General features: G+C 54.1%; 19 protein-coding genes. 4 read left to right on the top strand and 15 right to left on the bottom strand.

What is annotated here, in order from left to right; genetic code table 11:
* Positions 1–76: 76 nt before the first annotated feature.
* The 3 genes from bsmA to MUA00_RS14785 all read left to right on the top strand — a co-directional run bounded on the left by bsmA (position 77) and on the right by MUA00_RS14785 (position 2,952).
* The gene (gene bsmA, locus MUA00_RS14795; RefSeq protein ID WP_271123792.1) at positions 77–406 is read left to right on the top strand and encodes a biofilm peroxide resistance protein BsmA; all 330 of its coding nucleotides are present in this window, start codon (positions 77–79) and stop codon (positions 404–406) included.
* 157 nt (positions 407–563) lie between these two features.
* Positions 564–839, top strand: a complete 276-nt coding sequence (locus MUA00_RS14790; protein WP_121266844.1) for a YdgH/BhsA/McbA family protein — start codon at positions 564–566, stop codon at positions 837–839.
* A gap of 181 nt (positions 840–1,020) precedes the next feature.
* On the top strand, positions 1,021–2,952 hold the full coding sequence (locus MUA00_RS14785) for a methyl-accepting chemotaxis protein (RefSeq protein ID WP_271123791.1): 1,932 nt from the start codon (positions 1,021–1,023) through the stop codon (positions 2,950–2,952).
* 7 nt (positions 2,953–2,959) lie between these two features.
* On the opposite strand, the gene MUA00_RS14780 is transcribed toward MUA00_RS14785, so the two are convergent.
* The 15 genes from MUA00_RS14780 to nnr form a co-directional block, all read right to left on the bottom strand.
* Positions 2,960–4,594 (bottom strand): isovaleryl-CoA dehydrogenase, encoded by a 1,635-nt coding sequence (locus tag MUA00_RS14780; RefSeq protein WP_271123790.1) that lies wholly within the window; start codon positions 4,592–4,594, stop codon positions 2,960–2,962.
* Positions 4,595–4,852: 258 nt separating this feature from the next.
* A complete protein-coding gene (gene rlmB, locus MUA00_RS14775) occupies positions 4,853–5,584 on the bottom strand; it encodes a 23S rRNA (guanosine(2251)-2'-O)-methyltransferase RlmB (protein ID WP_271123789.1) in 732 nt (243 codons plus the stop codon).
* 86 nt (positions 5,585–5,670) lie between these two features.
* Complete coding sequence (gene rnr, locus MUA00_RS14770; RefSeq protein ID WP_271123788.1) at positions 5,671–8,127, bottom strand: ribonuclease R; 2,457 nt, start codon at positions 8,125–8,127, stop codon at positions 5,671–5,673.
* A 38-nt stretch (positions 8,128–8,165) separates the two neighbouring features.
* Positions 8,166–8,591, bottom strand: a complete 426-nt coding sequence (gene nsrR, locus MUA00_RS14765; RefSeq protein ID WP_271123787.1) for a nitric oxide-sensing transcriptional repressor NsrR — start codon at positions 8,589–8,591, stop codon at positions 8,166–8,168.
* Between the two features lie 275 nt (positions 8,592–8,866).
* A complete protein-coding gene (locus MUA00_RS14760; protein WP_271123786.1) occupies positions 8,867–10,165 on the bottom strand; it encodes an adenylosuccinate synthase in 1,299 nt (432 codons plus the stop codon).
* A 102-nt stretch (positions 10,166–10,267) separates the two neighbouring features.
* The gene (locus MUA00_RS14755) at positions 10,268–10,465 is read right to left on the bottom strand and encodes a DUF2065 domain-containing protein (protein WP_271123785.1); all 198 of its coding nucleotides are present in this window, start codon (positions 10,463–10,465) and stop codon (positions 10,268–10,270) included.
* 66 nt (positions 10,466–10,531) lie between these two features.
* A complete protein-coding gene (hflC, locus tag MUA00_RS14750; protein WP_271123784.1) occupies positions 10,532–11,536 on the bottom strand; it encodes a protease modulator HflC in 1,005 nt (334 codons plus the stop codon).
* A gap of 2 nt (positions 11,537–11,538) precedes the next feature.
* The gene (gene hflK, locus MUA00_RS14745; RefSeq protein WP_271123783.1) at positions 11,539–12,792 is read right to left on the bottom strand and encodes an FtsH protease activity modulator HflK; all 1,254 of its coding nucleotides are present in this window, start codon (positions 12,790–12,792) and stop codon (positions 11,539–11,541) included.
* Between the two features lie 73 nt (positions 12,793–12,865).
* The gene (gene hflX, locus MUA00_RS14740) at positions 12,866–14,146 is read right to left on the bottom strand and encodes a ribosome rescue GTPase HflX (RefSeq protein ID WP_271123782.1); all 1,281 of its coding nucleotides are present in this window, start codon (positions 14,144–14,146) and stop codon (positions 12,866–12,868) included.
* A 74-nt stretch (positions 14,147–14,220) separates the two neighbouring features.
* Complete coding sequence (gene hfq, locus MUA00_RS14735; protein WP_271123781.1) at positions 14,221–14,529, bottom strand: RNA chaperone Hfq; 309 nt, start codon at positions 14,527–14,529, stop codon at positions 14,221–14,223.
* A gap of 102 nt (positions 14,530–14,631) precedes the next feature.
* On the bottom strand, positions 14,632–15,579 hold the full coding sequence (gene miaA / locus MUA00_RS14730) for a tRNA (adenosine(37)-N6)-dimethylallyltransferase MiaA (protein ID WP_271123780.1): 948 nt from the start codon (positions 15,577–15,579) through the stop codon (positions 14,632–14,634).
* Entirely contained in the window at positions 15,572–17,431 is a 1,860-nt protein-coding gene (gene mutL, locus MUA00_RS14725) for a DNA mismatch repair endonuclease MutL (RefSeq protein WP_271123779.1), read from the bottom strand. The genes miaA and mutL overlap by 8 nt, the downstream gene beginning before the upstream one ends.
* A gap of 8 nt (positions 17,432–17,439) precedes the next feature.
* Positions 17,440–18,768: an N-acetylmuramoyl-L-alanine amidase AmiB gene (amiB, locus tag MUA00_RS14720; RefSeq protein ID WP_271123778.1), complete on the bottom strand. Its 1,329-nt coding sequence runs from the start codon at positions 18,766–18,768 to the stop codon at positions 17,440–17,442.
* 13 nt (positions 18,769–18,781) lie between these two features.
* Positions 18,782–19,243, bottom strand: coding sequence for a tRNA (adenosine(37)-N6)-threonylcarbamoyltransferase complex ATPase subunit type 1 TsaE (gene tsaE / locus MUA00_RS14715; RefSeq protein ID WP_271123777.1), 462 nt, complete (start codon positions 19,241–19,243; stop codon positions 18,782–18,784).
* Positions 19,236–20,762, bottom strand: coding sequence for a bifunctional ADP-dependent NAD(P)H-hydrate dehydratase/NAD(P)H-hydrate epimerase (gene nnr / locus MUA00_RS14710; protein WP_271123776.1), 1,527 nt, complete (start codon positions 20,760–20,762; stop codon positions 19,236–19,238). The genes tsaE and nnr overlap by 8 nt, the downstream gene beginning before the upstream one ends.
* Between nnr and queG the strand changes: the two genes are divergently transcribed.
* Positions 20,761–21,900 (top strand): tRNA epoxyqueuosine(34) reductase QueG, encoded by a 1,140-nt coding sequence (gene queG / locus MUA00_RS14705; RefSeq protein ID WP_271123775.1) that lies wholly within the window; start codon positions 20,761–20,763, stop codon positions 21,898–21,900. The two genes, nnr and queG, sit on opposite strands and share 2 nt — an antisense overlap.
* Positions 21,901–21,980 lie beyond the last annotated feature (80 nt).

The following is a 21,980-nucleotide window of genomic DNA, read 5'->3' as shown; positions in this document are numbered from 1 at the left end:
AAAGTTATTCAAAAGCGCGGTGAAGATAACAGAACGGGAACATTCCCTCTTCACAGCTTTTACCCGGAACTACACTATGGCTATTAAGAAACGAGAAAACACCATGCGATTGTTATCAGCCCTGTTACTCGCAACGACGCTCAGCGCCTGTAGCGTACTGCAAGGAACGCCGCAACCTGCGCCGCCGGTTACGGAGCATCCGCAGGAAATTCAGCGCTCACAAACGCAGGGGCTGACGAAAATTGGCACGGTTACAGCTCTGGAGCGCGGTTCCCCAATGGATACGGAAGCCGTGATTAAAGCAAAAGCTGCAGCGGCAAAGGCGGATTATTATCTCATCATTCTGAATGACGAAACGGTCATGCCGGGACAATGGTACGCGCAGGCAATTTTGTATCGAAAATGAGATCCTGATGCTGCTTATTTATTGATATTTACACAGCTTTTCGGCGTTTTATTGTTTCTTATGCACAATGAATCTCCCCATCGGAACAGGAACGGGATTCAGTTAAGCGAAGGAATGCCCTGTTGTTGACCAGGAAATGTTTATAAAGGAGCTGACAATGAAACGATCTCTAGCCTTAACCTCATTACTGTTGTCTGTGGGGCTGATTACCACCGCTGCCCAATCGGCGGAAGATGTCGCTGCGGACCGCGTTACCGGGTTGAATGAAATCGGCTTGATTTCCGTCAATGGCATTGCCGGTAGCGCACAGGACGTGGAAAAAATGATTGCCCTGAAAGCAGATGAACAGGGCGCATCTTATTACCGCATTATTCAGATGCAGGAAAACCACCAGGCGGATAGCTGGCGCGCACAGGCGATTCTTTACGCATAGCTTTGATTGCGCCTCCTCCCTGCTTTAAAGCCGCGCCCGACGCGGCTTTATCGATCATAAAACAACCACTCCATGATCCCAGTCAAATCTTTGGTTAATATTTAGTTACATTTGATGTTTAAATGTTAGCGCCCGTCTGCCGTTGAAGGTGCATCACGGATTCCTTCACCAGGCTGTATTTATGATAAAAATATTAAGACATCCGGGACTCGGCGCGAAACTTTCGCTGCTTACCGGTTTTAGCGTTGCGCTCCTTTTTCTTCTTTTTACTCTCGCACTCAGCCATCGCGCCAGCCAGCAGCTTGAATCTCTGGCGCTCGAAGATTTGCACAATCAGGTCAGCGGCGTTAGCGATATGGCGCAAATGCTTGACAGCAGCCTGAGCGCGGAGGTTGAAAACTACACTCGTCTGTTCAACAGCTTCCTGCCACAGCCGCTTTCACGCGATGAGAGTCAGCCCCAGACAATCAACGGCCTTAACGTGCCGCTGTTAATGGCAGGCGATCGCTCCCTCCACGAAAACAACGCCATACCGGATGATTTCCTGGCCCGAACGTCAGCCATTTCAACGCTATTTGTACGAAGCGGCGAAGATTTTGTGCGGGTTGCCACTTCGTTACGCAAAGAAGACGGCAACCGCGCCATTGGTACGGTTCTGGACAGGGCGAGCCCGGCCTGGCAGAAAGTCAGCCATGGAGAAACTTATCGCGGCCTCGCAACGCTGTTTGGTAAACGCTACATCACACAGTATCAGCCCGTTAAAGACAGCGCTGGCAATACCATAGCCATCCTGTTCGTCGGGGTTGATATCACCGCTTCCTGGCAGGTCATGCGTGAGAAAATATTGAGTCGTCGCCTGGGCAGCAGCGGTCATTTCTACGTCCTGGATGGCTCAGTGGGTAAGAATTACGGTACCTATCTTTTCCACGGCAGCGATGAAGGCAAACGCCCTGCATGGGATGACGCCACGCAAAAGCAGTTACTGACGACCGGGAACGGTACGTTCGAGCGCACTACGGCTGACGGCAGCATCTCTATCATGGCGTTCAGCCGCTTACCGGGCTGGAACTGGACGGTTGTCGGTGAAGTGGATAAACCTACGCTGTTAAACGCCGTGACCACGATGCGCAATCAGTTTTTAGCTTTGGGCATCGCGCTTGCACTCGCCTTTGCGATCTTTTTCGTGGTAATCATTCGCCGCTGGCTGAGCCGTCCGTTGCGTGAAGTGATTAACGTTGCGGAACATTACGCTGCCGGTAATTTACAGGTCACGCTTCATACCGATCGCCATGGCGAAGTTGGGCAACTGATGCAGGCCATTAACGGCATCGGCAAGGGAATCGAGAAAATTGTCATGCAGGTGCGCCTGGCGGCGGGCGATATCGGCCAGGGGACCGATGCTCTGGCGGCGGACAGCGAAGAAATCAGCGCGCAAATCAACAAGCAGGCCAGCAGCGTGGAGGAAACGTCCGCCAGCATGGAGCAGATCGCCGCTACCGTTCAACAAAATGCCGAGAATATTTCGCAGGCTAAACAGTTGGTGAGCAACACCGCAGAAGCCGTACACCAGGGCGGTAGCACCGTCACCCACGCCGTAGCGACCATGAACGATATCAAAACGGCGTCGCAGCGCATTGCGGATATCACGCACGTTATTGAATCCATCGCCTTCCAGACCAACATTCTCGCCCTGAACGCAGCCGTTGAAGCCGCGCGCGCAGGCGAACACGGGAAAGGTTTTGCGGTTGTCGCGCAGGAAGTGCGTGCCCTCGCGGCCCGCAGCGCCAACGCCGTCAAAGAAATCGACGGGCTGATTGTTGATACGCTTGATAAAGTCGCTGAAGGTCATCAGCTTTCTGAGCAAACCCGGCTGGCAATGGAGTCAATTATCACGCACATCGACCAGATTAACCTGCTGGTCACCGAAATTCATAGCGCCTCGCACGAGCAATCGGCAGGTATCGGGCAGGTCAATATTGCGATGGTGCAAATTGGCGAAGCCACGCATATCAATGCCGAACGCGTTGCGCGTACCGAACAGACGGCTCAGGATTTGCGTGGCAAAGGTCATCATCTGAACGAGCTGGTTAGCCTGTTCAGGCTTAACTCCTGATTGAGAATTATGCTGTGCGCCCCGTGGCGCGCAGCAGTACATCGACCACTACCTGCTCAGGGAGCACCGATTCTCCGCGATCGTCGAGCATCATTCGACACCATGCTTCCGCCAGCGGCGGCGAAAGGTGCGGTAGCAACTGCGCCCCGGTCGCCAGATTCGCCAGTTGTCGCGTAATATTTCTTCCCCATTCCTCCTGCGGCTTACGCATGCGTTGCTGCAGTTGTCGCCAGCTTCGATCGAAATGCCGGTTCTGCCCTTTCACTTCATCGAACTGGGCATGCAGCATGTCCAGCACGCCAGGCTGACGGGCAATCACCCGCAGCACATCAAGACTCATAATATTACCCGAACCTTCCCATATGCTATTGACGGGCATTTCACGATAAAGACGCGGCAGCTCGCTTTCTTCGCAATACCCTGTTCCACCCAGAACTTCCATCGCTTCCGCCACAAACGGCATTCCCGCTTTGCAGATGCTAAATTTCGCAGCCGGAGTGAACAGGCGGCTATAGGCCACCTCAAGCGGATCGGTCGGTGATTCCCAGGCGCGGGCCAGGCGGAACAAAAAGGCTGTTTGCCCTTCAAGCTGTAACGCCATACGTCCAAGCACCTGGCGCATGATGGGCTGATCGATAAGGTTTTTACCGAATGCCTGCCGCTGATGAGCATGATAAAGAGCGATGGATAAAGCCCGGCGCATCAGGCCGTGGCTACCAAGCGCGCAGTCAAAACGGGTAAAGCCGCCCATTTTAAGGATGGATCGCACGCCCTCGCCTTCTTCGCCGATTAACCAGCCGATGGCATCGCAAAACTCCACCTCGCTGCTGGCATTCGAGCGATTGCCAAGCTTGTCTTTGAGACGTTCAAGCCTTAGATGATTACGCTGTCCGTCGGGCAAAAAACGTGGCAGGAAGAAGCAGGACAGCCCGCCCTTTGCCTGCGCAAGAACCAGATGAGCATCGCTTTGCGGCACGGAGAAAAACCATTTGTGCCCCACCAGCCGGTACATCTCTCCCGGCCCGCGCCTGTCTATCGCTTCCGCGCGCGTGGTGTTGCTAAGCACGTCTGAACCGCCCTGCTTCTCGGTCATGCCCATGCCGATAAGCAAACCGCGTTTCTGACTGCCGGGCAAAAGATGCGCGTCATAGCGATCGCTTAGCAGCGGTTTTAACCACGTCTGGAACTCTTTTGGCAGATGTTTTTGCAGCAGGGGAATCGCGCCAAACGTCATTGTAACGGGACACAACGTGCCGGCTTCAACCTGCGCATGCTGAACAAAACGCGCCGCCCGCGCCACAAATGAGCCCAGGCGAGCATCTTCCTGCCACGGTAAGTTATGGACGCGATTGGCGCACAGGCCTTGCATTAACAGATGCCAGGCGGGATGAAAGCGTACATCGTCAAGTCGTTCACCGCTGGGATCGTAACGCAGCAATTCAGGCGGGTTGGCATTCGCCAGCCGTCCCAGCTCCAGCGATTCCGCTGAACCGAGCTGCTGCCCGATGCTTGCCAGAAGCTCAGCATCCCAGCCGGCACCTTCACGGGCAACGGCCTCGCAAAGCGAGATATCAGAAAGAAAAAGATTGCTGTTATTGAGGGGCATGGGTTGATTAAAAACGGTATGAGTTTGCCAGCGCATCGCGTTCCCTCCAGTTATGGCAATGCCATTAAGTATGGACGGTGATGACGCTTATGCCTGGAGGGGGATCACAAAGCGGGGTGTTAACTACCCCGCTCAGAATATTAAAGGGTTAGCTGGAGTGGAAATACAAGGAAACTGTATTAATAAAAACAAAGAATAATGTCTTCTGACTTATCTCAAGCACCAGAAAACCACGCTTTTCTGGTGTTTGTCAGCAGCCTGAAGCGGGGTGTTAACCACCTCGCTTTGCTGTGTTTAACTACGTTGACGAACCGCTTCGAACAGACAAATGCCGGTCGCGACGGAAACGTTTAGTGACGATACGGAGCCGGCCATTGGGATGCTAATCAGCTCGTCGCAATGTTCACGGGTCAGGCGGCGCATGCCTTCGCCTTCGGCGCCCATGACCAGCGCCATTGGACCGATCATTTTGCTCTGGAACAGCGTGTGATCCGCTTCACCGGCCGTGCCGACAATCCAGATGTTCTCTTCCTGCAGCATGCGCATAGTGCGTGCGAGGTTGGTAACACGGATAAGCGGAACGTTCTCCGCCGCGCCACAGGCTACTTTTTTGGCCGTTGCGTTCAACATAGCTGAGCGATCTTTCGGAACGATAACCGCATGCACTCCGGCTGCATCAGCGCTTCGCAGGCAGGCGCCCAGGTTGTGCGGGTCGGTTACGCCATCAAGAATCAGCAGAAACGGCCGATCGACGCTGGCAATAAGCTCCGGCAAGTCGTTTTCCTGATACTGCCGACCCGGCTTCACGCGCGCAATTATGCCCTGGTGCACAGCGCCTTCGGACTTTTCATCCAGCCACTGACGGTTTGCCATTTGAACAGGCACACCCTGAGCTTCCAGTGCATGAATTAAAGGCATCAGACGTTTGTCTTCCCGGCCTTTAAGAATAAAGACTTCCTGAAAACGCTGCGGGGCATTCTCAAGAAGAGCCTGGACGGCGTGAATGCCGTAAATCATTTCACTCATTGATGTCACTCGTTTCAGGCGGTTAGACGCCCGTATCTGTATTTAACTGATTACCCTCGTCCTGCCGGAAGAGGGTAAGGGTTGTATCAGCTCGGTTGCTTTTTCGCCGCGCGCTTGGCTTTAGTCGCGGCGGCTATCTTACGGGTTTTGTCGGAAGGCGTTTTGGCTTTCTTCGCCTTCGGCTCGGCCGGCTTGTCAGCCTTCGCTTTCTTCGCTTTGGCTGGCCCTTTCTCTTTACGGAAAGCGCTGTCCGGTTCGAAGTTCACGCGTTTACCACCCTGGCGACGTTTTGGTCCTGTACCGTTACCGCCTTTTTTGGCCCGGTCTTTCGCCGTCTTGCCTTCGCCACGCGGCGCGCGGGAGCTTGAAATCAAGGAGAAATCAATTTTACGCTCGTCCATATGCACGGCTTCCACGCGGACCTCTACTCGGTCGCCCAGGCGATATGTCTGACCGCCGGATTCACCAATCAGGCGCTGTCCAACCTGGTCAAAGCGGTAGTAGTCGTTATCAAGCGAGGAGACGTGCACCAGGCCATCGATAAACAGGTCAACAAGACGCACAAAGAAGCCGAAGCCGGTTACGCTTGCGATAATCCCGTTGAACACCTGGCCTACCTGATCCTGCATAAAGTCGCACTTCAGCCAGTCCGCAACGTCGCGTGTTGCTTCATCGGCGCGGCGTTCTGCCATTGAACAATGCTGACCAAGCTGCAGCATTTCTTCCATGTCGTAGTGCCAGCCGCCGGATTCAGTGCTGTTGCCTTTATGCCCCTGCTCTTTGGCCAACAGATATTTAATGGCGCGGTGCAGCAGCAGGTCAGGATAGCGGCGAATCGGCGAGGTAAAGTGCGCATAGGATTGCAGCGCAAGTCCGAAGTGACCGCGGTTTTCTGGATCGTAAACCGCCTGCTTCATGGAGCGCAGCAGCATAGTTTGCAGCATTTCATGATCGGGGCGATCGGCGATGGAAGTCAGCAGCTCCGCGTAGTCACGCGGTTCTGGTTTCTGGCCGCCGGGCAGTTCCAGCCCCAGTTCCGCCAGTACCGTACGGAAAGCGGTGATCGCGTCGTTGCTCGGCCTGTCGTGATCGCGGAACAGCGATGGCTCGCTGTGTTTTTCAACAAAGCGCGCAGCCGAGATATTGGCGAGGATCATGCACTCTTCAATCAGCTTGTGCGCATCGTTACGTACGGTTTGTTCTACGCGCTCAATGCGGCGCTCGGCGTTGAAAATGAACTTCGCTTCTTCGCTTTCGAACGAGATGCCGCCGCGCTGCGAGCGGGAAACTTCCAGCACTTTGTAGAGGTTGTGCAACTCTTCAATATGTTTAACCAGCGGCGCATATTGCTCGCGTAACTCCTGGTCGCCCTGCAGCATGTGCCACACTTTGGTGTAGGTCAGACGTGCATGAGAACTCATTACCGCTTCGTAGAACTTCGAACCGGTGAGGCGGCCCGTTGCGGAAATTGTCATTTCGCAGACCATGCACAGGCGATCTACCTGCGGGTTGAGCGAGCACAAACCGTTGGAAAGCACTTCCGGCAGCATCGGAATAACCTGCGAAGGGAAGTAAACAGACGTGCCGCGGTTACGAGCTTCTTTGTCCAGCGCTGTTGGCGGGCGGACATAATAGCTTACGTCGGCAATCGCAACCCACAGGCGCCAGCCGCCACCGCGTTTTTTCTCGCAGAATACGGCGTCATCGAAATCGCGGGCATCTTCACCATCGATGGTGACGAGCGGCAGATCGCGTAAATCCACACGGCCCGCTTTGGCCTCGTTCGGCACTTCTTCTTTAAGCGTTGACACCTGGGCTTCGACTTCCGGCGGCCAGACGTAAGGAATTTCGTGGGTGCGCAGCGCCATATCGACAGCCATGCCGGTGCCCATGTTATCGCCGAGCACTTCGACGATTTTACCCACCGCTTTGGTGCGACGAGTTGGACGTTGGGTTAGTTCAACCACCACGACAAATCCCATGCGCGCGCCCATCAGCTCTTCTGGCGGGATCAGGATATCAAAGCTCAGGCGGCTGTCGTCCGGCACCACGAAACCAATGCCTGCATCGGTAAAGTAGCGGCCAACGATTTGCCCGGTTCTTGGTTCAAGCACGCGCACAATACGCGCTTCTCGGCGACCTTTGCGATCCGCGCCCAGCGGCTGCGCCAGCACGATATCGCCGTGCATGCACATTTTCATCTGTTCGGATGAAAGATAGAGATCGTCTTTACGACCTTCTACGCGCAGGAAGCCGAAGCCATCACGATGGCCGATAACTTTGCCTTTGAGCAAATCAAGTCGTTCTGGCAAGGCGTAACACTGGCGACGGGTAAAGACCAGTTGCCCGTCGCGCTCCATGGCGCGCAGGCGGCGACGCAGCGCTTCAAGCTGTTCTTCACCGCTAATATTCAGCTCATCCGCCAGTTCATCGCGATTGGCAGGTTTTTCACGTTTAGCAAGGTGGGCGAGAATAAACTCCCGGCTTGGGATCGGGTTTTCGTATTTTTCGGCTTCTCGTTCCTGAAAAGGATCTTTTGACATTGCGGTTCCTCCGAAGTCATCCACAGATGGAATAGTGATTATTCCACCAGCAGTAATTTGTAGAGCGGTTGGTTTTGGTCCACCAGTTCGGCCAGCGTGTGCTTATCCAGCTCGGCTAAAAAGCTTTGCACTGCCTGGGCCAGTGCCTGTTTCAGGCGACATGCGGGGGTAATATGACAAAACTCACTGCTACAGTTCACCAGGGAAAGCGGTTCCAGCTCTCGTACCACATCGCCCACGCGAATCAATTGCGCAGGTCTGCCGAGACGAATGCCGCCGTTTTTTCCACGCACTGCTGTCACGAAGCCAGCACGGCTGAGTTGATTGATGATTTTCACCATATGATTACGGGAAACGCCATACACTTCTGTCACCTCAGAAATGCTCGTCATTTTACCTTCTGGCAAAGACGCCATATAAATCAAAGCACGTAAACCGTAATCAGTAAAACTCGTTAACTGCACAACAACCTCTTGGGTGGGAGGGGAAACGCTCATCGCCAGCGTGACGATATATTGATGATAAACCAGCCATATCTTTGGCGGCTAATTTATTTGTACGGGGAAGGTAAAAAAGCGGCTTAAAACAAAGTTTATCTCATTCGCATTCGAATTGCAGTCAGACGGCAAGAAAGCGAAGCCCGATGAACTTGACTCGGGTAAGTAAGTGCAGCCAACACCGCTGCGGCTTGAAGAATGATGGGCATAACGGGGTGTGATAGTCACACCCCGTATCAAGATTACGCGTCGAACGGATCGCGCAGAATCATGGTTTCAGAACGGTCCGGACCGGTAGAAATGATGTCTACTGGTACATCAGTCAATTCTTCAATACGTTTGATGTAGTTCAGAGCCGCCTGCGGCAGGCCGCTACGCTCTTTCACGCCAAAGGTGGTTTCGGACCAGCCCGGCATGGTTTCATAGATTGGCTCGATACCTTCCCAGTCATCCGCCGCCATTGGGGTGGTGGTGACTTCGCGGCCATCCGGCATGCGGTAAGCTACACAGATTTTCACCTCTTTCAGGCCGTCCAGCACGTCCAGCTTGGTCAGGCAGAAGCCTGAGAGGGAGTTGATCTGTACCGCACGACGCACGGCAACCGCATCCAGCCAGCCGGTACGACGACGACGACCGGTGGTCGCACCAAACTCGTTACCTTGCTTGCACAGGAACTCGCCGATGTCATCAAACAGTTCAGTTGGGAACGGACCTGCGCCTACACGGGTGGAGTAAGCTTTGATGATACCCAAAACGTAATCCACATAACGCGGGCCGAGGCCAGAGCCGGTTGCAACGCCGCCAGCGGTAGTATTGGAGGAAGTTACGTACGGATAGGTGCCGTGGTCGATGTCCAGCAGGGTGCCTTGCGCCCCTTCGAACATGATGAAGTCACCGCGTTTACGCGCCTGATCCAGCAGATCGGACACGTCCACCACCATGGCGGTCAGGATGTCGGCAATAGCCATGACATCGTCGAGCACTTTCTGGTAGTCAACCGCTTCGGCTTTATAGAAGTTAACCAACTGGAAGTTATGGTATTCCATTACTTCTTTCAGCTTGGTTGCAAAGGTGGCTTTGTCGAACAGGTCGCCAACGCGCAGGCCACGACGGGCCACTTTGTCTTCATACGCAGGACCGATACCACGACCGGTGGTACCGATAGCTTTGGCGCCGCGCGCTTTTTCGCGAGCTACGTCCAGAGCCACATGGTAATCGAGGATCAACGGACACGCTTCAGACAGCAGCAGACGCTCACGTACCGGAATACCGCGGTCTTCCAGGCCTTTCATCTCTTTCATCAGCGCGGCAGGAGACAGCACAACGCCGTTACCAATGATGCTGGTGACGTTATCGCGCAAAATACCTGATGGAATAAGATGGAGGACGGTTTTTTCACCGTTGATTACGAGAGTGTGGCCTGCGTTGTGACCGCCCTGGTAGCGTACAACATATTTAGCCCGTTCAGTCAGAAGATCGACGATCTTTCCTTTACCTTCGTCACCCCATTGGGTGCCCAGTACGACGACGTTGTTACCCATTTTTCAAAATCACCGTTTGCTTAAAAAAGGATTCTACCATCGGTTTCCCCGATGATCAGCCCTTTTAGTATACAAAATGGCAATCAGCTACCGGAACCCTAATTAGCCTGCCGCACGACTCAACATGTAGTAGATAACGATGCCGGCAACCACTAGTCCGCCGCCAAAACGGCGCAGCGTATTGTCAGGCAGTTGGGTCATTGCGGCAATCATTCGCCGCCACATGCGTGGGTAAAGCATTGGTCCCAGACCTTCGAGCACCAAAACGAGCGCCAGTGCTATCCAGATTGTTGAGTTCATAACATTCCCTGGTACGGATAAAAAAAGAGCCGGTCAGACCGGCTCTTGATGACGTTACCTGTAAACTTAACGAGCGCTGTTCGCAGGTGTTTTCATGTAGCGGAAGAAATCGCTGTCCGGGCTAAGCACCATTACGTCCTGACCGGACTTGAAGCTTGCCTCGTAAGCACGCAGGCTACGGATAAAGGCATAGAAGTCTGGATCCTGACTGAATGCGTCGGCAAACAGTTTGGCCGCTTCAGCATCGCCTTCACCGCGGCTGATACGTCCCTGACGCTCGGCTTCCGCCAGAGTACGGGTTACGCCATAATCGGCGGTTGCACGCAGCTTCTCAGCTTCTTCCTGACCTTGTGAACGGTGACGACGGGCTACCGCTTCACGCTCAGCGCGCATACGGTTGTAAATAGCTTCGGAGACTTCAGCAGGCAGGTTGATCTGCTTGATACGCACGTCCACGACTTCAATACCCAACGCCGCCATACTGTTCGGGTTGACCACAGCGACTTTGCCGTTGGTTTCTTCGGTGATACGCGCCGCTGCGGAAGCGATAGCATCATCTGCTGCCGGCGTTTCCACTTCATCGTCTGTGCCCGCAGAACCGGAGTTCAGCGCGTCACGTACATCCAGAGTCAAACGACCACGGGAATCGGTCACGATGTCTTTCACATCCAGACGACCAATTTCAGAACGCAGACGGTCACTGAACTTACGTTTCAACAGCACTTCCGCCTGAGACACATCGCCACCGCCGGTAGCAAGGTAATAACGGCTAAAGTCGCTAATGCGCCATTTAATGTAAGAATCGACAATCAGGTCTTTTTTCTCTTTGGTGACAAAGCGATCGGCCTGGTTGTCCATGGTCTGAATGCGGGCATCAAGCGTTTTAACCGACTCGATAAACGGCACTTTGAAGTGCAGGCCCGGCTCGTAAACCACTGGCTTGTTCTCATCATCACGCAGAACTTTACCAAAGCGTAATGTGATCCCGCGCTCCCCTTCGTGTACCACGAAGACCGAGGTAAACAGCACCACCAGCACGATGATAATTAAAGCAATGACTGACTTACGCATCGTTATTCACTCCCTACGCGCTGGTTATCAGTGCGCTGTGCGTCAGCACGGCGCTGATCCATGATATCGCCTCTGTTGGAAGAGGACGGGGTGCTGGCGCTACCGCTGTTTGAGCCAGAAGCAGGCGGCAAACGCAGCAAGTTGTTTGCGCCGCTGCTATCGCTCTTTGTTGCAGACTGCGCACCACCTTTAAGCATCTGATCGAGTGGCAGAACCATCAGGTTGCCGCCTTTATCGTTGACCAGCACTTTACGGGTGTGGCTAAGCACTTTTTCCATGGTTTCGATATACAGACGCTCACGGGTGATTTCCGGTGCGGCTTTATATTCTGGCAACAGCTTCGCAAAGCGAGCAACTTCACCCTGCGCTTCTAGCACGGTCTGTGTTTTGTAGGCTCGAGCTTCTTCAAGAATACGCTGCGCCTGGCCGTTAGCACGCGGCTGAACTTCGTTGGCATAGGCTTCAGCTTCACGAATGTATTGCTGTTCGTTTTCACGCGCGGAAATCGCATCGTCAAACGCTGCTTTTACCTCTTCCGGCGGACGAGCTGCCTGGAAGTTGACGTCAAGCAGAGTAATACCCATGTTGTATGGACGAATAGTTTCTTCCAGTTCACGTTGGGTATCGTTACGGATAATGGTACGACCTTCGGTGAGGATCTTATCCATTGTGTATTTGCCGATAACGCCACGCAGGGCGCTGTCAGTTGCCTGACGCAGGCTGTCATCCGCGCTGGTCACGCTAAACAGATATTTCTGCGGGTCTGTTACGCGGTACTGTACGTTCATTTCAACGCGTACAACGTTTTCGTCTGAAGTCAGCATCACGCCAGAAGCTGCGAGTTCACGAACGGACTCAACGTTGACCGCCTGTACGCTATCAATAAAGGTCGGTTTCCAGTTCAGGCCCGGTTCAACCAGATGGCTGAATTTACCAAAACGCGTCACAACGCCGCGCTCGGCTTCTTTAATGGTATAGAAACCAGTTGCAGCCCAAATGATGACCGCTGCAACAGCAACAATACCCACCACACGACCACCAATGTGTGGACGTGGAGTCGGGGAACCGCCGCCGGTACCGCCGCTTTTGCCGCCGCCCAGACCGCCAAGTTTTTTACTTAATTTACGGAAGATATCATCCAGATCAGGTGGCCCCTGATCGCGCCCTCCTTTGTTACCCCCAGAGTCGCCGCCAGGTTTGCTGCTTCCCCACGGGTCGCGGTCCTGTCCGTTATTACCGGGCTGATTCCACGCCATGTTTATGCTCCATATGTATTGTGCGGTGATATCCCCCGTAGGGGAAAAAGTCTTCAGGACAAACGCGCGCCGGTCAAACAATGTAGTCCATTAATGCCGGTTCTTGTTTACAGAGGCGACGCCAGTCAACGATGGGCATACGAACCTGTAAGCCAACGCTGCCGTCATCCTCCATCCACTCTTTTTCTATTGCCTGAAGCTGATAAAACCGGCTTCGAAGTCGCCCAGCCTGGGGGGGCAAGCACAACGTATGCTGCGCAATTTCACCAGATAAACGTTCAGTCAAAGCCTGGAAAAGCAGTGGAACGCCAGCGCCTGTCTGGGCAGAAAGCCAGACGCGTATCGGCACATTTTCGTCGTTCCTGTCGATACGTGGTTCAAACTCGTCCAGCGCATCGATTTTATTCATAACCAGCAGGACGGGAATATCATCGGCCTCGATCTCTTCTAAAACAGTATCGACTGCAGCGATGTTTTCCTGAATCCTGAGGTCCGACGCATCAATCACGTGTAATAACAGCGCGGCCTGACGAGTCTCCTGCAGGGTTGCTTTAAACGCTGCCACAAGGTCATGAGGCAAATGTCGAATAAAGCCTACCGTATCTGCCAGCACGGTTTCCCCCACGTCTGCAATGTCGATACGACGCAGCGTAGGATCGAGCGTGGCGAACAGCTGATCTGCGGCATACACTTCAGCCGCGGTAATTTGGTTAAAAAGGGTGGATTTACCGGCGTTGGTGTAGCCCACCAATGAGACAGTTGGCACATCAGCTTTGGCTCGCGCTCTTCGACCTTGCTCACGTTGTTTTTCAACTCGTCCCAGGCGTGAGAGGATCTGCATGATGCGGTTACGCAACAAACGGCGGTCGGTTTCAAGCTGCGTTTCGCCAGGGCCACGTAAACCAATCCCACCTTTTTGACGCTCCAGGTGAGTCCAGCCGCGGACCAGACGCGTCGCCAGATGGCGCAACTGCGCCAGCTCAACCTGCAGCTTACCTTCATGGGTACGCGCACGCTGAGCAAAAATATCTAAGATCAGTCCTGTCCTGTCGATAACCCGACATTCGCACAGGGCTTCAAGGTTACGTTCTTGTGCCGGGGACAACGCATGATCAAACAGCACGACCGAGGCCCCAGTGGCTTTAACTGCTTCCGCGATTTCTACGGCTTTGCCTTCACCAACAAAATACTTTGGATGCGGCGCTTTGCGGCTACCGGTAACCACCTGCAGCGCTTCGACGCCGGCTGAAGAGACCAGGGATTCAAACTCCGCGAGGTCTTCCATGTCTTTGTCTTGCGAAAAATAGATGTGTACCAGCACCGCCTGCTCACCAGCGTCATAACGGTCAAACAAGCGTATAACCTCTCAAAAAGACCAGCGGGGAACACAGTTTTCCTGGTCCCCCGGCTTGGAAAACAACAAATGCCTTATTCGGCGTCTTCGCTGTCTTGTTGTGGCGCAGCACCCTGCGCGCTTCCACCGTGATGGTAGCTGCCAGAACCGCTAGTACCGGTGTTATTACTGTGATGAGATACCGGACGAGACGGGACAACAGTTGAAATCGCGTGCTTATAGACCATCTGGCTGACCGTGTTTTTCAACAGGATCACGAACTGATCAAAAGACTCAATCTGACCTTGCAGCTTAATACCGTTCACCAAATAAATAGAAACTGGAACACGTTCCCGACGCAATGCGTTCAGGAACGGATCTTGTAAAGATTGCCCCTTAGCCATTCTATCTTTTCCTTATATGTTTGTTGTTTGTAACTCAAGAGCCCGGAGACTCTGAAAAACTGCGTAAAAATTTGCGCACGATGTCGACTCAATTGTACACATTCATTGGTGCTTCGCACTAACAACCTGTAATACTTCGTTGCGGGCCAGTTCAGGGTTTTCGCTGTCTAACCAGTGAACCCCTTCCCATCCTCGCAACCAGGTCATCTGGCGTTTAGCCAATTGTCTCGTCGCGCAAATACCTCGATAAACCATTTCCTCATGTGATACTTCACCCGCCAGATAAGACCACATCTGCCGGTATCCCACACAACGAATGGAAGGCATCTCCGTATGCAAATCTCCGCGAGCAAAAAGAGCCCGCACTTCAGCTTCAAAACCTGAAGCTAACATCTGATGAAAACGCTGCTCAATGCGCTGATGGAGCAGTTCACGGCTCGCCGGGGCGATGGCGAACTGATGCACCTGGTAAGGCAGAGCTTCTCCTGACGTTTGCGTCAGTTCCGTTAAAGTTTTACCCGAAATGAAAAAAACTTCCAGTGCCCGGGAAAGCCTTTGCGGATCATTTGGATGAATCCGTGCCCCCGCAACCGGATCGACTTCGACCAGTTGCCGATGCAACGCATCCCATCCCTGCTCTGCTGCCTGTTGTTCTATCCTCGCGCGAACCTCGGCGTCTGCCGCTGGTAACGGCGAAAGTCCTTCTAACAATGCCTTGAAGTAAAGCATCGTTCCCCCAACTAACAAGGGAATACGCCCGCTCGCGGTAATTTCAGCCATCTCCGCCAGCGCATCGCGACGGAAATCCGCTGCTGAATACGCCTGCGCCGGGTCGAGGATATCGAGCAATCGGTGCGGCGCCTGGGCGAGTTCTTCCGCCGTCGGCTTCGCCGTTCCGATGTCCATCCCTTGATAGATAAGGGCCGAATCCACGCTTATCAACTCTACCGGCAACGTTTTACGCAAATTAATGGCTAATGCCGTCTTACCTGAGGCCGTGGGGCCCATCAAAAAAATTGCCTTCGGCAGGTTTTTGCTTACTTCAGTCATGTTTCAGGGCGTTCATCGCCAACGTTAAATCAACAGGTTGTAACAAACCGCCAGGTGGATTTTTCACCAGTTGCGGGCAAAGGCGCTCAACATCGGCAAGCAAAGCAATAGCTTGTGCCTGTGTCCACTGTTCGTGCTCGCAGGTCAAATGACGAGCAAACCAGTGGGCAATTTGTGTTGCGCTAACCTCTGCCTGTTGCGCCAGGTATCCTGGCAGTTCATGAATCAAGATTTGTAAATTTTGTTTACGTAAAGGTAAAGGTACGGTGCGAATGGTTATCTGCCTCGCCTCTGCGGCAAATTCAATCCCCATGCTCAGCAATAACGGTTGATAACGCATCAACACGTCCAGCTCTTCTTTAGAGACTTTCATCCTGACGGGAATCAGCAATGGCTGCGCGCGAACGCCTTCGCTGCCTGGAATCAGTTGCGCCTGTTTCAGCCAGCGATCCGCCACGGTGAGGGATAAAAGCATCACGCGATCATCGCGCTCCAGAAGCGCGTATTCCGGTGAGATTATCGTTAGCACCCGCCCAAAGCTCTGCGAATGGCCTTCAAGCGCGCCTGGCTCCTCAGCTCGATTAGCCGCTGGCGGAACCGTTGGGGTATCCATTAATTGACGGTAAAGCGCACCCTGCTGCTTCTGATAACCGGGCTTTGCATTTGGCCATGCAGGCTGATGTTGCCCTCCAGAGTTCCCTGCGGATGCGCGAGGCGCGGCTTCACGAGGAGCGGAAGGTGCCTGAGCCGGTGTTGAAAACTGATTACGGCCCGATGCCACCCGGTTTTCCGGCTGCCAGCGTGCCTGCGTGGTTTCGGCTGAGGTTTCTTCCTGCAGCAGGTGATTTTCATTTTGCTGCTGCAGGACGCTCAATACGCCCTGATAAATAAAATCATGCACCAGCCGCGACTGATGAAAACGGACTTCATGCTTGGCAGGATGCACGTTTACATCAACCTGATGCGGATCGATTTCCAGATAGAGCACGAAAGCTGGCTGCTGATTGGGCCCCAGCTTATCTTCACAGGCCTGGCGAATCGCATGAGCGATCAATCGATCGCGCATCATGCGGCCATTCACATAGCAATACTGAATTTCCGCCAGCGCCGAGGTGGTGCCAGACGGCTCCGCAACCCAACCGCGCAGCGCCAGATCGCCATGCTGCCATTCGATTTCCAGCGCCTGCTCCAAAAACGGCGTACCGCAAATCGACCCAAGCCGACGTTCGCGTGGCGCGCCGTCCTGAACAGCACGGTACTGACGCACCATTTTGCCGTTGTGATTGAGATTGATGGACACATCAAAGCGCGCGAGCGCAATGCGGCGCACAATCTCATCAATATGGTTGAATTCGGTTTTCTCGGTGCGCATGAATTTGCGGCGAGCTGGCGTGTTGTAGAACAAATCCAGCACTTCAAGCGTTGTGCCAACCGGGTGAGCTGCGGGTTTTACCGTCACATCCTGATCGCGACCTTCAGCGTAAGCCTGCCAGGCTTCGGTTTGTTCAGCGGTGCGGGATGTCAGCGTGAGACGGGCGACCGAACTGATGCTCGCCAGCGCCTCGCCACGAAAACCCAGGCTGATAATGGCCTCAAGGTCATCAAGTGAAGCAATTTTACTGGTGGCATGACGAGCCAGCGCCAGCGCCAGTTCGTCCTTATTGATACCGCAGCCGTTATCGCGGATGCGGATCATCTTCGCGCCGCCGCGTTCAATGTCGATATCGATGCGCGTGGCACCCGCGTCCAGACTGTTTTCGATAAGTTCCTTCACCACCGACGCAGGGCGTTCAACCACTTCGCCTGCGGCAATCTGGTTCGCAAGCTGGGGAGGCAGAACCTGAATCGGCATAGAAATCCTTATTGAGTAATAGCGATTTTATCTACGTCCGCGCTTTGTGATTTTGCGGTTTGTCCCGCAGCGGGCGCTGACTGTAACGGATGCGTCAGGAAATAATTGCGCAACCCTTCATAAATAGCTTTTGCGATTTGCTGCTGATAATCGTCGCTGCCCAGCAGACGCTCTTCGCCGTTATTACTGATAAACCCGGTTTCCACCAGCACGGAAGGAATGTCCGGAGAACGCAGCACGCCGAGGCTTGCATGTTCCGGGCGGCGTTTGTGCAGCGAGCCTATCTGGCCAAGCTGAGACAGCATTTTGGTCGCCACATCATACCCGACACGCTGGGAATGACCGAACTGCAAATCCAGCACGGCCTGGCTAAGGTACGGGTCCGCCTGGCTATTCGCCAGCACGTCGCCCGCGCCGCCCAGGAGTTCAGACTGCTTCTCATGCTGCTCAAGCCAGCCCGCCATTTCACTGTTTGCGCGGCGGTTGGAAAGCACCCAGACGGAAGCCCCGGTCGCATCGCGGTTCGGTGCGGCATCCGCATGAATCGAAACCAGAATATTGGCGTTCTGCTTACGAGCCACGTCCGAACGGCCCATGACCGAGATAAAGTAATCACCGTCGCGGGTCAGCACGCCCTTAAACATCGGGTCGTCATTAAGCAGCGCACGCAATTTACGGGCAATTGAAATAGTGACGTTTTTCTCTTTCGTGCCGCCAGGACCGATTGCGCCGGGATCCTGGCCACCGTGGCCGGCGTCGATAGCCACCACGACGGTATCTGAATTCTGGTTAACCCTTTGCGTGCGGGCAGGCCTGGTCACTGTATTAGAGCCGATAACGCCCGTTACCTGCTGCGATTTGAACGGGTTTTTAGCCGGTTCGGATGGGCGTGAAACGGGCGCGGGCTCGACGCGCTTAGCCACAACCGGAGGCGGCGGTGGAGGCGGAACATCCGCATTAATGGTGAACACAACGGTGTAATTCGCGCCGTTTTGCTGTTTTACCGCGCGGGTTTTACCCGGCTGGGTAAGGTCGACCACAAGGCGTAAAGAGCTGGCATCTTTCGGCTGCCCGGAACGGATGCTTTTGACGAGGTTATTGCCGCTGAATTGCAGCGGTAAGCCCTGAATTACGCCGGTTTGCTTGATGTCCAGCGCGACGCTTTTTTTACCATCCTGAGAAAACGAATATTCCGGTTCGCCCATAAAACTAAAAGTGATACGCGCCTGATTATCACCGTTGGACACCTGAATATCCGCAAGACTCGCCGCTCCGGCCTGGGCACAAAGCACCAGCGCACATGCGGCCATCAACCAACCCTTAACGCGATAGATCATCCCGTCATCCTTGTTATTTGGCTAACCGCGCCAGTAACGAATCACCAGATGAGGAAACTGCTGTTATGCGTGCCTCACGCCCTTGCGCCTCGTAGCTCAGATGCAGTTCGATATCAGGTTCCGGCAAAACGCCTTTCCCCTGCTGCGGCCACTCTACCAGGCAGATTGCATCATTAGCAAAATAATCGCGGATCCCCATAAACTCGAGTTCTTCCGGGTCCGCCAGACGATACAAGTCGAAATGGTATACCATCAAATTGTCGAGACTGTAGGGCTCAACCAGCGTGTAAGTCGGGCTTTTCACGTTTCCTTTGTGACCCAGCGCCTGCATGAATCCACGGCTGAACGTGGTTTTCCCCGCGCCAAGGTCACCGTAAAGATAAATAACGGTCGCGCCTTCGCAGGCTGCCGCTACGCGCGCGCCAAGCTCAAGCGTTGCGGCTTCATCAGGTAATGCGATAACACGATTAATCATGGTTTCTGGTATTCAAATCCGGGTTAACAAAAAGGTACAACGACGAAAAAAGATCGCTTGCCAGCATGCCGCGCGTGCCAAATTTATCGGCAAGAACGTCGGCTGCGGCGCCGTGCGCAACACAACCTGCGCAGGCTGCATCATACGGGTTAAGCTTCTGGGCCAGCAATGCCCCAATTATGCCTGAGAGCACGTCTCCCATTCCACCGCTGCCCATTCCCGCGTTGCCGACATCAACCAGCCCGCATTCGCCATCCTGACTTATCACAACCGTACCCGCACCTTTTAAGACCACACAACCGCCATAACGTTTTACCAGACGGTCGGCCGCAAGTAAGCGGTCACTCTCGATTTGTGACACGGCGCAATTTAACAGGCGTGAGGCTTCACCGGGATGGGGAGTAATAACGCGATTCTGACGTTTATCGGGATTGATTGCCAGCAGGTTGAGCGCATCGGCATCCCATAGCATCGGCTTGCGGCTGTTCTCAACTTTTCGCAGGGCTTTTTTACCCCATTCCTGCTGACCTAATCCTGGCCCGATAACAATGACATCCGCCCATTCCAGGCTTTCTTCAAGGGATGCGGCAGTGAGTTCATGAACCATTAATTCCGGACGAGCCGTTATCAACGGGGCGATATTTTCGGTTCGGGTCAAGACGCGAACCAATCCGGCCCCGGCGCGCAATGCTGCCTCACCGGTCATGCGGATCGCCCCCGCCGTACCGTGATCTCCGCCGATAATGACCAGTCTGCCATTGCTTCCTTTGTGGGAAGCAGGCTTACGAGGCTTTAACCAGCGCGGCAAATCTGCGCTATCAAATCGCGCAATCGGCGCGGTTTCGCCCTGCAACCAGGCTTCCAGACCAAGCGAGTGATAATGCAGCTCCCCAACGACATCCCTCGCTTTGCCCGTAAGCAATCCCGGCTTGAGGGCGATAAACGTTAGCGTGTGGTTCGCATTCACCACCGAACCCGGGGTCGCCCCCGTTTCAGCCACTAAGCCCGAAGGAATATCCAGCGCAAAAACCGGTGCATGATGTTGGTTAATTTTTTCGATAAGTCCCGCAAGATTCTCGCGTGGAGCGCTTGTAAGTCCGGTACCCAGCAAGCCATCAATAATTAAATCAACGTCTGCCGGCCAGGTAACCTCTGGGGCATGGATCATTCCAGCGGCGTTTAACCAGGCATCACGCGCTTGCTCCGCCTCTTCAGGAAGCGGCTTATCGCTTTCCTGCGCAATCAGGGTCACTGCGATGCCGGCGGCCTGCGCCAGACGTGCGACAACATAGCCATCGCCGCCGTTATTGCCGTGACCGCACATTACCAGCCAGTGCTGAGTGCCGGGATAATACTCGCGGGCAAGTTTAAACGCCGCCTCGCCCGCCCTTAGCATGAGCTCATATAGCGTTATCCCCAGGCTGTCTGCGGCCTCTTTCTCAGCTTTGCGCAGCCAGTCCGCCGGCCAGACGGAATGTGGTATACTTTTGGCGGTTAATTTCTCGTTATGGTCCGTCATGTCTCAACCCCTCGATCTCAATCAGTTAGCGCAAAATATCAAACAGTGGGGCAACGAACTCGGCTTCCAGCAGGTGGGTATTGCCGATACCGATCTCACCGCCAGCGAGCCGAAGCTTCAGGCATGGCTGGATAAACAATACCACGGCGAGATGGAGTGGATGGCGCGTCACGGCATGATGCGCGCCCGGCCTCACGAACTGCTTCCCGGCACGTTGCGAGTAATTAGCGTGAGGATGAACTATCTGCCGGCGAATGCCGCGTTTGCCTCAACCCTTAAAAATTCCAGCCTCGGCTATGTTAGCCGTTACGCTCTGGGACGCGACTATCACAAACTGCTGCGTAACCGCCTGAAAAAACTGGGTGAGGTGATTCAGTCCCACTGCTCCACGCTGAATTTTAGACCTTTTGTGGATTCCGCGCCCATTCTTGAGCGCCCGTTAGCCGAAAAGGCCGGGCTTGGCTGGACAGGTAAGCACTCACTTATCCTCAGCCGCGACGCGGGCTCGTTCTTTTTCCTTGGCGAACTGTTAATTGATATTCCGTTACCGGTAGACCAGCCGGTGGAAGAAAACTGTGGGCGCTGCGTGGCGTGCATGACCATCTGCCCCACCGGGGCAATTGTGGAACCCTATACCGTCGATGCGCGCCGCTGCATTTCTTATCTGACGATAGAACGTGAAGGAGCGATCCCGGAAGAATTCAGGCCGCTTATCGGCAATCGTATTTACGGCTGTGATGACTGTCAGCTAATTTGCCCGTGGAATCGTTTTTCGCAATTAACCAACGAAGACGATTTCAGCCCACGAAAGGCGTTACATGCTCCCCCATTGGTTGAACTGTTCGCCTGGAGCGAAGCCCATTTCCTGAAGGTGACGGAAGGATCCGCCATTCGTCGCATCGGCCATTTACGCTGGTTGCGTAATATCGCGGTGGCGCTGGGAAATGCCCCGTGGGATGAAGCACATCTCAATGCGTTACAGCAGCGCAAAGGCGAGCATCCGCTGCTTGATGAGCATATTGACTGGGCGATAGAGCAACAGTTAGCCAGACGAAGCGCGAACGAAGTGGAAGTACAGCTACCTCAAAAACAAAGGCTGGTTCGCGTCATTGAAAAGGGGCTAAAACGGGATGCATGACATGTCCACAGGATGTGAATAAAAATAAAAACCCCTTGTCATTCAATTGTAAGAAAGGCTTCAGGGGCTCAAATTAACAT

This window comes from Dryocola boscaweniae, assembly GCF_025215095.1.
Lineage (GTDB): Bacteria > Pseudomonadota > Gammaproteobacteria > Enterobacterales > Enterobacteriaceae > Dryocola > Dryocola boscaweniae.
Note: the sequence above shows the minus strand (reverse complement) of the source record. Positions and strands in the feature narration are given on the sequence as shown.

What these genes read in the sequence shown, in the direction of transcription:
- bsmA (WP_271123792.1), top strand. Translation starts at nt 77, where the DNA reads ATGGCTATTAAGAAACGAGAAAACACCATGCGATTGTTATCAGCCCTG.
- MUA00_RS14790 (WP_121266844.1), top strand. Translation starts at nt 564, where the DNA reads ATGAAACGATCTCTAGCCTTAACCTCATTACTGTTGTCTGTGGGGCTG.
- MUA00_RS14785 (WP_271123791.1), top strand. Translation starts at nt 1,021, where the DNA reads ATGATAAAAATATTAAGACATCCGGGACTCGGCGCGAAACTTTCGCTG.
- MUA00_RS14780 (WP_271123790.1), bottom strand. Translation starts at nt 4,594, where the DNA reads ATGCGCTGGCAAACTCATACCGTTTTTAATCAACCCATGCCCCTCAAT.
- rlmB (WP_271123789.1), bottom strand. Translation starts at nt 5,584, where the DNA reads ATGAGTGAAATGATTTACGGCATTCACGCCGTCCAGGCTCTTCTTGAG.
- rnr (WP_271123788.1), bottom strand. Translation starts at nt 8,127, where the DNA reads ATGTCAAAAGATCCTTTTCAGGAACGAGAAGCCGAAAAATACGAAAAC.
- MUA00_RS14760 (WP_271123786.1), bottom strand. Translation starts at nt 10,165, where the DNA reads ATGGGTAACAACGTCGTCGTACTGGGCACCCAATGGGGTGACGAAGGT.
- MUA00_RS14755 (WP_271123785.1), bottom strand. Translation starts at nt 10,465, where the DNA reads ATGAACTCAACAATCTGGATAGCACTGGCGCTCGTTTTGGTGCTCGAA.
- hflC (WP_271123784.1), bottom strand. Translation starts at nt 11,536, where the DNA reads ATGCGTAAGTCAGTCATTGCTTTAATTATCATCGTGCTGGTGGTGCTG.
- hflK (WP_271123783.1), bottom strand. Translation starts at nt 12,792, where the DNA reads ATGGCGTGGAATCAGCCCGGTAATAACGGACAGGACCGCGACCCGTGG.
- hfq (WP_271123781.1), bottom strand. Translation starts at nt 14,529, where the DNA reads ATGGCTAAGGGGCAATCTTTACAAGATCCGTTCCTGAACGCATTGCGT.
- miaA (WP_271123780.1), bottom strand. Translation starts at nt 15,579, where the DNA reads ATGACTGAAGTAAGCAAAAACCTGCCGAAGGCAATTTTTTTGATGGGC.
- mutL (WP_271123779.1), bottom strand. Translation starts at nt 17,431, where the DNA reads ATGCCGATTCAGGTTCTGCCTCCCCAGCTTGCGAACCAGATTGCCGCA.
- amiB (WP_271123778.1), bottom strand. Translation starts at nt 18,768, where the DNA reads ATGATCTATCGCGTTAAGGGTTGGTTGATGGCCGCATGTGCGCTGGTG.
- tsaE (WP_271123777.1), bottom strand. Translation starts at nt 19,243, where the DNA reads ATGATTAATCGTGTTATCGCATTACCTGATGAAGCCGCAACGCTTGAG.
- queG (WP_271123775.1), top strand. Translation starts at nt 20,761, where the DNA reads ATGTCTCAACCCCTCGATCTCAATCAGTTAGCGCAAAATATCAAACAG.
- nnr (WP_271123776.1), bottom strand. Translation starts at nt 20,762, where the DNA reads ATGACGGACCATAACGAGAAATTAACCGCCAAAAGTATACCACATTCC.